The 10,668-nt window shown below is 55.5% G+C and carries 10 protein-coding genes; all 10 read right to left on the bottom strand.

Annotated features, from left to right (window positions below; translation table 11 throughout):
• Window positions 1–57: 57 nt before the first annotated feature.
• The 10 genes from bcsQ to dppA all read right to left on the bottom strand — a co-directional run bounded on the left by bcsQ (window position 58) and on the right by dppA (window position 10,465).
• Window positions 58–855 (bottom strand): cellulose biosynthesis protein BcsQ, encoded by a 798-nt coding sequence (bcsQ, locus tag ACVWZ0_RS01475; protein WP_253456521.1) that lies wholly within the window; start codon window positions 853–855, stop codon window positions 58–60.
• On the bottom strand, window positions 846–1,676 hold the full coding sequence (gene bcsO / locus ACVWZ0_RS01470; protein ID WP_253456524.1) for a cellulose biosynthesis protein BcsO: 831 nt from the start codon (window positions 1,674–1,676) through the stop codon (window positions 846–848). Before bcsO ends, bcsQ begins: the two co-directional genes overlap by 10 nt.
• Window positions 1,677–2,394: 718 nt before the next feature.
• Window positions 2,395–2,679 (bottom strand): contact-dependent growth inhibition system immunity protein, encoded by a 285-nt coding sequence (locus ACVWZ0_RS01465; RefSeq protein ID WP_253456527.1) that lies wholly within the window; start codon window positions 2,677–2,679, stop codon window positions 2,395–2,397.
• Window positions 2,680–2,682: 3 nt separating this feature from the next.
• Window positions 2,683–3,525, bottom strand: coding sequence for an RNase A-like domain-containing protein (locus tag ACVWZ0_RS01460; protein WP_253456530.1), 843 nt, complete (start codon window positions 3,523–3,525; stop codon window positions 2,683–2,685).
• 384 nt (window positions 3,526–3,909) lie between these two features.
• A complete protein-coding gene (locus ACVWZ0_RS01455; RefSeq protein WP_253456533.1) occupies window positions 3,910–4,170 on the bottom strand; it encodes a hypothetical protein in 261 nt (86 codons plus the stop codon).
• Between the two features lie 551 nt (window positions 4,171–4,721).
• Entirely contained in the window at window positions 4,722–5,747 is a 1,026-nt protein-coding gene (gene dppF, locus ACVWZ0_RS01450) for a dipeptide ABC transporter ATP-binding subunit DppF (RefSeq protein ID WP_253456536.1), read from the bottom strand.
• Window positions 5,734–6,723, bottom strand: coding sequence for a dipeptide ABC transporter ATP-binding protein (gene dppD, locus ACVWZ0_RS01445; protein WP_253456539.1), 990 nt, complete (start codon window positions 6,721–6,723; stop codon window positions 5,734–5,736). Before dppD ends, dppF begins: the two co-directional genes overlap by 14 nt.
• Window positions 6,724–6,732: 9 nt before the next feature.
• Window positions 6,733–7,635, bottom strand: a complete 903-nt coding sequence (gene dppC / locus ACVWZ0_RS01440; protein WP_253456542.1) for a dipeptide ABC transporter permease DppC — start codon at window positions 7,633–7,635, stop codon at window positions 6,733–6,735.
• A 10-nt stretch (window positions 7,636–7,645) separates the two neighbouring features.
• The gene (gene dppB / locus ACVWZ0_RS01435) at window positions 7,646–8,665 is read right to left on the bottom strand and encodes a dipeptide ABC transporter permease DppB (RefSeq protein ID WP_253456545.1); all 1,020 of its coding nucleotides are present in this window, start codon (window positions 8,663–8,665) and stop codon (window positions 7,646–7,648) included.
• Between the two features lie 189 nt (window positions 8,666–8,854).
• Window positions 8,855–10,465: a dipeptide ABC transporter periplasmic-binding protein DppA gene (gene dppA, locus ACVWZ0_RS01430; RefSeq protein WP_253456548.1), complete on the bottom strand. Its 1,611-nt coding sequence runs from the start codon at window positions 10,463–10,465 to the stop codon at window positions 8,855–8,857.
• Window positions 10,466–10,668: the final 203 nt, after the last annotated feature.

Here is a 10,668-nt window from a genome sequence, read left to right as displayed (position 1 = left end):
ACGAGAACTTGCGGAGCGCAGCAGCGCCCCGGCATGGAAGCTATCTTTACGGGCGGTTTAGCGCGAGGTCAGCGGCGCCTGCAGCTCGCCGTCGCCGACTTTAATATCCAGCAGCGCGGCAACCCTTTTGCCGACCAGCTCAATATCGAAAGCGGCTGCGGAAACCTGGCTGAAATCGAATATCGACTGCTGTGACGCGTTCGCTTCCGCCACGCTTTCGTCGCGGTTAACCACGCCAAGCAGCCTGTCGCCCAGCCGCTGCTGCATAAAGGCCGTCACGTCGCGGCTGATATTGCGGCGGCTGTCGCTCTGGTTAAGCACGAAAAAATGGCCGGCTTTGTGATTGAGCGCGCCGCCGATCATCTTTTCGTTTTCGATTTGCGGCAGCAGCGACAGCGAAGCGGTATCCGCCAGCATCACCACCAGGTGTAAATCGGCCAGATCGGTCATCGCCTTCAGGGCCGGGCCGGGGCCGGGCGGAAAATCCGCCACGATAATCAGGCCGGGATAGTTGAGCACCGTTTGCAGTCCACGGGCGAGAAAGTGGGCATCGTTGGCCAGATTGCTTTCAAATTCAATGCGCTGCGCTTCCGACACGTCGCCGTACGGCAGCACGAAAATATTGCCGCCGGTGGTCAGGATCGCCTGGCTCCAGTCCGGCGATTCCGCCGACCTGGCCACGAAACCGCGTCCGTCGGAGAGCGGCACGCCAAAGTGCAGGCGCAGGGCGTTCTGCACGTCGAAATCGATCGCCAGCACCTTGCTGCCGCCGCGTGCCAGCGTATAGGCCAGGTTGGCGGCCAGGGTGGTTTTCCCTACGCCGCCCTTTGGAGAACAAACACAAACTAACGGCATAGGGCGATTTTCTCCAGCAGGGGTTGTAGCAGAGTCTCTTTCGGTAAGGCTTTTTCTTCCGCCGCGCGGACGCCGGAAACGCTGAACAGCGGCTTAAAACGCGCTGCCTGACCGGCTTCTGGCGGGACGGACGAGGACGCCGGGCGGGCGATGTCTGACGGCACAGGCTGGGCGCGCACCGCATCCAGCAGCGAAGCGCCTGGCAGACATGGGGCTATCGGCGACGATGCGCGAGCGGTTTCCGGCATCCGCGCGCCGATAGTTTCCGACGGCAAAGCGGATCCCTGCAGACGAACCGCTTCCGCCAGCGAAACCGTATCCTGCATGCGAACGGTTTCCATCGGCGAAGCTGTTATTTGCGTGCCGACAGTTTCCGACGGCGAAGCAGATCCCTGCGGATAAGCGCCTGCCGACAGCGAAACCGTTTCCTGCACGCGAGCGGCTTCCGGCAGCGAAGCCAACCTAGGCTGGGCCGCAGGCTTCAGCGAAGCGGAAATGCTCTCCAGCAGCGATCCACTCTGCGCCGCCGGTTTAGCCGCCACAAACGCGGCCACGCGGGAGGAAAGCGGCGCTGAAGCTTGCGCCGGGATTTTCACCGGCGCGGGCTGGCTAAAGAGATCGGCGGCGGCAGGCTGCGGCGCGGCAACATCCGTACGCTGACCGTTCCCCAGCGCTGGCGCTGCGCCCTCGTTCATCAGCTGCCTGATGATGGCCCAGTTGGTCTGGTCGGCATTCCGTGTCTGTTCAGACATATCTTTGAATTCGATATGGTTTGTTAGCGTTTTTTCTTTAAAACGCTGCAGGTCGTCATAGCTTTTCATGGGAACGATCGCGGGATAATAAGAAAACTGGCGGCAATATATCATACAATTTTTAACTACATCAGATTATTCTTACCGCTGATAAAAAAAGCTGTTGGCCTGTAATTATATTAACCGCTTGCGGCGCAATAATAATTACGCAGGCTATCAATCAGGTCAGTTATTATTTGGCTTAATTAAATAATTGTCTTACATTAAGTCAATGGCATGCTGCTTTAATCGCGGACAGAGACGGCATAAAGCGCGCCGCTTTTTACGCGGCGCGTAAGCCAAACATTCGTCAGACGGCGGTTAATTTGACATAAAGCACTTTATTGCCTCTGACGTTTGACGTTATTACGTGCTCACAGGCCTTTATCTGTCAGTGGCGATAAAATACTTACGCTAAGTCAAATCTGCCACCATCGCTCGTTTTTGCTAATCGTTTGCACAGGGCACCAGGCGAACGGCAAGTGGAAAAAACCTGATTGATTCATACGGGGCTACTATGTCAGAAGTTTGCCAGGCCGCAGCAACGGTAGAGTAAGGGACAGACGCAATCCAACGCCGTTGTAAGGAGTCTGCACGCTGCGGCACGATGAGCTGGAGTTAACTCAATCAGCAGAACCGGAAACCGTTTTGCGTAAGATGATGGTGGCTGTGAAGCAAGCCACGCTAATGCGCGGTGTCTGTGAGGAGTCTGGTCATGATAGTGCCCGCCAGACGGCGGGCCGCATCTCTACCCGTCACGTTTTTGCTTCAGGGAGGCTGAAAGCCATCTCAAAAATTCTACGGGCGAAGGGCGCAAAAAAGCCATACTTGTCCCACATATTTCTTCCAGAGCCGGGTTGGCTGATTTATTGTCCGGATAGCGCTCTAAAAAATCGTCAATTTCCTCAGCGAGATTATCATCAGCCCCATCCAGATGATCAACATAGGAGTTCACGATTTCTTGGCTGGTGTCCCCCCAATCCGGATTAAAAAAAATCCGGAAGAAGAGACGAATCGATTCGTATCTTTTCATAAATTAATCCAGGATTGGGTAAGCAGTCAGAATATAGTAAGGGCGATTATTATATTGCTCTTTATAAATGACCAATTCGAATTTATTTGTTTCAGCTAACTTTCCCGTTTGTACTTTAATAACAGTACCAACCGAGCTACTGTGCGCATATCGCAGTTCGAGGTATAAATCCTTTCGGTCAGCAGGAGTACTTCTGGCCCACGCTCTGATCCTTCCCCGGTTAGCTTTAATCGCTTTACTTAATGCCTTTTCAGCCGTTTTCAAATCATAAAACGAACTCACACTGCCAGTAACAGGGGAAAGCGTGCCTGATTGCAGACCGCGCTGAATTTTATCCCTCATATCCGACTCTGTTTTGCCAACATGTTTCTTAATAGTGTGTCCACCTCCTTTTAGTCCCTTTTGCGCTTCGTGTTCCATCAACCGGATCTGCCCCATTTTGACCGAGGCTACGCGCGCAGATCCTGCCACAGCAAACGGTATCACCATATCAACAGCTATACCAATCTGCTTAGCCGTTTCATTTGAAGCTCCGAGTTCACTGGCAATACCCGCCGTAACGCGAGCGGTCATTGATGCGGTCTGTTTGCCGGTATAGATCTGGTAGGCTGATGAACTAATACCATCGAGGCTATGTGCGCCAACAATGATGCAGCCTGCTTTAGTTAAACCGGTTGGCTCTGGCACCAAACAGAGGGCTGTCGCGCTCGCCAGTTCAAGAATACTTCCGAGAAAGCCCACTCCGCCCCAGATGCGGTTACTGATTGAGTCACCCGTTGCCGTTTCATCTTCCATTACTGCGGCAAGCTGAACCGGCGTCATCGCAATACTGAAACCGTTTTCCATAACGTTTCCTTGTCCGATAATTTGCAGAGCAAATAGTAAGGCTCTGAGCAACAGTGAGAAAGCTAATCCCGCCACTGATTTTATCTTTTAAGAAAAAAGCCCGCTTTTGCATAACCCTGATATATTATTTCTTCTGGTAAATCCGCTGTTGATAAATTATAAATATCGACATATCACCAGACGTTTTCCAATATTTTAGTCCAATCCTATGCTGATGTAAGAAACGTTCTAATTGTAGCTTATTCACTAACAGAAGCTATTTACCGTAAAGCTATGGCCGCAGCTCAACAGCGGCCTGTAGACACCTTGTCAGATACAATGACATTAAAAATCCACGGGAGAATATTAAATACCCATTAAATCGGACGTAACATCCGTCATTATTTAACAAGCTGGAGGAAATATAGGCATTTTTTGCACCTTTAGCATTGACGAGGTGTATTTCACCGTTAAATTCATGACACCATTTTCGTGGTAAATACCGTAGTAATCTTTGAGCGAGAGACTATTACCATTTTTCGCGTCTTTTCGAGAAAACTGACGTGCCAGAGCCTCGGAAACGGGAGAGATGTTAAGCACTTCGACCGTTTTTTTATCCCGTTCAATACCTTTAACGCCTTCTTTAGTTATAGCAGATAAGAGCATCTCTTCAGCATAATGACCACGTGCGGCACATTTGCTGCCGGGTATACAGGGTAATGATTAGCGGGGCTTTGCTCGTTCCGGCACTGCCGATTTTCCACGTTCCTCGCGGGATTGGCCCCATACCGCGAACCTGCTCCCGATCAGGGTTATTTTTGTTTGTCAGTATGCCGGAATAACCTCTTTCGATTAATTTTCCATCGAGATACAATTCACCGGTAATTTGTTTATAAATTCATTTGGCCATTGTGATTTCCTGATGCTTTTTTCCGGTCTTTCCAACTATCGGCGTGCTTAATTTCTTTGCCTTTATAATTATAACGCAGCCCGACAAGTGCTATATGTCCGTACTTTTCAACTTCAGGATATTTGGTGTCAAAAATATACCTTCTTTCTTTTAATTTATTGAGAAGTAGCCCATAAAAATGAAAGCCAGTGGCAGAAAACGCAGCCGTTTTCTGAGACAACGTCCGGAAGCAGACGGCACCGAAAAGCCGCGCCGCTGTAACATAAAAGGCCGCCAGTTTTACCCTGGCGGCCTTTGGTCGGTAAGCTTAAGGCTGCGCCACCGCCTGCTGGCCGCCCGGCACCGGCTGTCCCTCATCCTGATCGACAGCGAAGCAGGCGATCTGCTGCTCGCCATACTGTTTCAGCTGCGGCTGGATCTGCGGACAGGGCGCAAAGCGACGGCGGCAGCGTGCGTTAAACGCGCAGCCCGGCGGCGGATTCAGCGGGCTTGGCAGCTCGCCGGTCAGCTTGATACGCTCGCGGCGCTCGTCCGGGTTCAGGCGCGGCGTGGCGGAAAGCAGCGCCTGGGTGTACGGATGGCGCGGATTGGCAAAAATCGCCTCTTTGCTGCCCCGCTCCACGCAGCGTCCCAGATACATCACCATCACCTCGTCCGCGATATGTTCGACCACCGACAGATCGTGCGAAATAAAAACGTACGAGAGGCCCAGCTCCTGCTGCAAATCCATCATCAGGTTCAGCACCTGCGCGCGTACCGACACGTCGAGCGCGGAAACCGGCTCGTCGGCGATCAGCACGTCGGGATCGAGCATCAGCCCGCGCGCGATGGCGATACGCTGACGCTGACCGCCGGAAAACATATGCGGATAGCGATCGTAATGCTCCGTTTTCAGCCCCACTTTCGCCATCATCGCCAGCGTTTTTTCGCGGCGCTCTGCCTTGCTCAGGCTGGTATTAATCAGCAACGGTTCTTCCAGGATCTGACTGACCTTTTTGCGCGGGTTCAGCGAGCCGTAGGGGTTCTGAAACACAATCTGGATCTTTTGCCGGCGCAGCTTTTGCGCCGCCGGGTCATGCTTTAACAGATCCTGGCCCTGATAAAACAGCTGCCCTTCCGTTGGCGTTTCGATCATGGTCAGCAGGCGGCCCAGCGTCGATTTGCCGCAGCCCGACTCGCCTACCACCGCCAGCGTTTTGCCGCGCTCCAGGTTAAACGAGACGCCGTCCAGCGCCTTCACCAGGCGCTCCTGACCAAACAGTCCTTTCTTCACCGGGTAGTGCTTTTTCAGGTCGATCGCCTGCATCAGCAGGGTGGAATCAGATGGCTTCATAGGTTGGTCTCCCGGCATCATCCAGAGGGTAATGACATTTGGACTGGCGTCCCGGAATATCACGGAGTTCAGGTTCTTCAATCCGACAGCGACCGGTGGCGTACGGGCAGCGCGGGTTCAGCAGACAGCCGTTTGGCCGATCGTACTTGCCCGGCACCACGCCCGGCAGCGAGGCCAGCCGCGCCTTGTCGGCCGCAAACTCCGGCAGCGCGCGCAGCAGCGCCTGGGTGTACGGATGGCGCGGCGCCTTAAAGATATCGACCGCCTTACCGGTTTCCACCACCTGGCCCGCATACATCACGATGATGTGCTGGGCCGCTTCGGCTACCAGCGCCAGATCGTGCGTGATCAGGATCAGCGCCATGTTTTCCTGCCGCTGAAGATCCAGCAGCAGCTCGATGATCTGCGCCTGGATAGTCACGTCCAGCGCCGTGGTCGGCTCATCGGCAATCAGCAGCTTTGGCCGACAGGCGATAGCCATGGCGATCATCACGCGCTGGCTCATCCCGCCGGAAAGCTGATGCGGATACACGTCCAGCCGCGAGGCCGGATCGGGAATGCCGACCTGGTTCAGCAGATCGATAGCCCGCTGACGACGCGTGCTTTTGTTGCCGCCCTGATGCACCTTGATCGCTTCCATAATCTGGTAGCCCACGGTGTAGCAGGGGTTCAGGCTGGTCATCGGATCCTGGAAAATCATCGCCACTTCCGATCCCACCAGCTGACGGCGCTCTTTTTCAGAAATGCGCCTCAGATCGCGCTGGTTAAAAAGCAGGTTGTCGGCCATTACTTTGCCGGGGAAATCGATCAGCCCCATAATCGCCAGCGAACTTACCGATTTGCCGGAGCCGGATTCGCCGACGATGCCGACCACCTGGCCCTGCTCAACCTGATAGCTGATGCGGTCTACCGCACGGAACGGCGCTTTTTCGTCGCCGAAATGCACCGACAGTTTGTCTACAGTTAATAACGCCATCGCTGCCTCTTACTGCTTGAGTTTCGGGTCAAGGGCATCGCGTAAGCCATCGCCCATCAGGTTAAACGCCAGCACGGTCAGCAGGATCGCCAACCCCGGGAAGGTCACGACCCACCAGGCGCTCTGCGCATACTGCAACACGTCGGAGAGCATGGTGCCCCACTCCGGCGTCGGCGGTTGCGCCCCCATTCCCAGAAAACCCAGCGCGGCCATATCAAGGATGGCGTTGGAGAAGCCCAGCGAAGCCTGCACGATCAGCGGCGCCAGACAGTTGGGCAGGATATTGACGAACATCTGCCGAATAGCGCCCGCGCCCGCCACGTTGGAAGCGGTGACGTAGTCGCGGCTGACCTCGACCAGCACCGCCGCGCGCGTCAGGCGGATATAGTGCGGCAGCGCCACAAAGGTCAGCGCGATAGAGGCGTTGACGATCGACGGCCCGAAAATCGCCACCAGCACCAGCGCCAGCAGCAGGCTCGGCAGCGCCAGCATGATATCGACCAGCCGCATAATCACGGCGTCGGTGGTGCCGCCGACGTAGCCGGCGATCAGCCCGAAAATCACGCCCAGGATCAGCGACAGCACCACCACCAGGCAGCCGACCAGCAGCGACAGGCGCGCGCCGTACATCAGACGCGACAACACGTCGCGACCGACATCGTCGGTACCAAGGATATAGTGCCAGCTGCCGCCTTCCTGCCAGACCGGCGGATGCAGCAGCGCGTCGCGGAACTGCTCGGCCGGCGCATGCGGCGCGATAAAATTGGCGAAAATAGCGATAAAAAACACGATGACCACGTAAGCCAGACCGACAACGGCGCCTTTGTTACGCTTAAAGTAGTGCCAGAACTCCTGTAAAGGGGTCATCGGCTTGGGTGCGGCGGGCACGCTGCCCGGATCGACTAAAGACATACGAAGCCCCCTATTTCTTGTGGCGAATGCGCGGGTTAACCACGCCGTAAAGCACGTCAACCAGCAGGTTGACCAGAATGATCAGGATGGCTACCATCAGCACGCCGCCCTGCACTACCGGGTAGTCGCGACGCTGGAGGGCATCGATCAGCCAGCGGCCCAGGCCGGGCCAGGAGAAAATCGTTTCGGTCAGGATCGCGCCGGCCAGCATGGTGCCAACCTGGAGACCGATAACCGTGACCACCGGCAGCATCGCGTTACGCAGCGCGTGCACCACGATCACGCGCATCCGCGTCAGCCCTTTAGCGCGCGCGGTGCGGATATAGTCCTCACCCAACACTTCCAGCATGGCCGAGCGCGTCATACGCACAATCACCGCCAGTGGGATAGTACCGAGCACGATAGCGGGCAGGATCATATGCATCACGGCGTCTTTAAAGTCGCCCTCTTCGCCCCAGAACAGGGTATCGATCAGCATAAAACCGGTCAGCGGCTGGCTGTCGTCCAGAAACACCGTGTCGCCGATACGTCCAGCGACGGGCGTCAGGTTGAGCTGCACTGAAACCAGCATGATCAGCATCATGCCCCACCAGAAAATCGGCATGGAGTAGCCGGTCAGCGAGATGCCGACGGCGGTGTGATCGAAAATGGAACCGCGCTTTACCGCAGCCAGCACGCCGACCGGGATACCTACCGCGACGGCAAAAATCATCGCGCAGATGCCCAGCTCCAGCGTCGCCTTAAAGCGCGGCACGAACTCCTGCCAGACAGGAATACGGCTTTTCAGGGAGATGCCCAGATCGCCGTGCAGCACGCCCCAGACGTAGGAGGCATACTGTTGCCACAGCGGCTTATCCAGCCCCATCTGCGCCAGCAGCTGGGCGTGACGTTCGGCGGACATGCCGCGCTCGCCCGCCATAATCAGTACCGGATCGCCTGGGATCATATGGACAAAAGCAAAGGTTAACAGGGTGATACCAATAAACGTCGGGATAACAAGCCCCAGACGTCGGAGTATGAACTGCAGCATAATCCGGATTCTCTTTAAGTTCCCGCAGACCGTAGCCTGGGGGATTATAATTGCTCACATCTTACGGTCGGGCAGCCCGTCCGCGACGCCGCTAACGGCGCCTTGACCAGATTGACTTAAGCCTTGCGACGGGCCGTCGAACACGACCCACAGGGATGGGTAAAGCAGCCGGCGAACCGGCCGCTCTCTTTACTCCTGGATATCGACGTTTTCGAAGTGATGCTTACCTAACGGATCGACCACGTAGCCGGAGACTTTTTTGCTGACCGGCTCAAACACGGTGGAGTGAGCGATAATCAGCGCAGGCGCCTGCTCGTGCATCATGACCTGAGCCTGCTTGTAGTACTCGATACGCTTGTTGTGGTCGGCTTCACCGCGCGCAGGCTGGATCAGATCCTCGAATGGCTTGTAGCACCAGCGAGAGTAGTTAGAGCCATCCTTCGCCGCGGTGCAGCTGAACAGCGTGGCGAAGAAGTTATCCGGGTCGCCATTGTCGCCCGTCCAGCCCATCATCACGGTCTGGTGCTCGCCAGCTTTCGCGCGTTTCAGGTATTCGCCCCACTCGTAGGTGACGATTTTGGCCTTCACGCCAATTTTCGCCCAGTCGGCCTGGATCATCTCTGCCATACGGCGAGCGTTCGGGTTATAAGGACGCTGTACCGGCATCGCCCACAGATCGATAGCGAAGCCGTCCGCCATGCCCGCTTCCTTCAGCAGCGCTTTGGCTTTGGCCGGATCGTAGGCGTCATCCTGCACCGCGTCGTTGTAGCTCCACATGGTCGGCGGGATCAGGTTTTTCGCCGCCTGGCCCGCGCCCTGGTAAACCGCGTCGATAATCGCTTTCTTGTTCACCGCCATGGTCAGCGCCTGGCGAACCTTGACGTTATCCAGCGGCTTTTTCTCGGTGTTATAGGAGAGATAGCCGACGTTCAGGCCCGGCATCTGCATCAGGTTGATATTCTTGTCTTCCTTCATCCGCGCGAGATCGGCCGGATTCGGATAAGGCATGATCTGGCACTCGCCCTTCTGCAACTTGGCGTAGCGCACCGAGGCATCCGGCGTGATGGAGAAGACCAGGCGATCGATTTTCGGTTTGGTGCCCCAGAACTGGTCAAAGGCTTTATAGAGAATGCGGGAATCTTTCTGATATTGCAGCAGCTGGAACGGGCCGGTGCCGACCGGATTCAGATCGACTTTTTCCGGCGTGCCCGCTTGCAGCATCTTGTCGGCATATTCCGCAGAGAGAATAGACGCGAAATCCATCCCCAGATCGGCCATGAACGGCGCTTCCGCACGGGTCAGCACAAAGCGTACCGTGTGGTCGTCCACCTTCTCAATTTTGCTGATGAGCTTCGGCATGTCCATGCCTTCAAAGTATTCGTAGCTGCCGCCGGAAACGCCATGATACTTGTTGTTTTTATCCAGCTGACGCTCGAAGGAGAACACCACGTCGTCGGCATTAAAGTCACGCGTAGGTTTGAAATCTTTAGTGGTTTGCCACTTCACGCCTTTACGCAGGTGGAAAGTATAGGTTTTGCCGTCTTCGCTCACGTCCCACTTTTCCGCCAGGCCGGGCTGTAGCTCGGTGGTGCCGACTTTGAACTCCACCAGGCGGTTATAGATCGGTACGGAGCTGGCATCGTAAGTGGTGCCGGAAGTGAAAAGCTGTGGGTTAAAGCCTTCAGGCGATCCTTCGGAACAATAAACGAGGGTTTTGGCCTGGACGCTGGCGGCCACGGTCAGGGCGACCAGGCTCAAACCGACCTTCAGCATCCTGTTTTTAGCCAGGGAATTACGCATGCTTCTGCTCCAGTTGTGATGTTGTATTAGGCAGTTCGTCAGGCCTGTATTTTTTTATAGTGGCCCGTACGTATCAGAAGGTTTGGGTAGAAGACGCGGCGAGGCTGATGCCATCAGACAAATCCTTATCCTTTCTCTTCTGAGCGATCAATTTGTCAACAGTTGCAGAAAACGTCAATACGGCCGTTGGCTATTTACACAGA

This window comes from Erwinia sp. TECH1 (assembly GCF_054057575.1).
The sequence above is the reverse complement of the archived record's forward strand: the minus strand, read 5'-3'. Positions and strand labels throughout refer to the sequence as shown.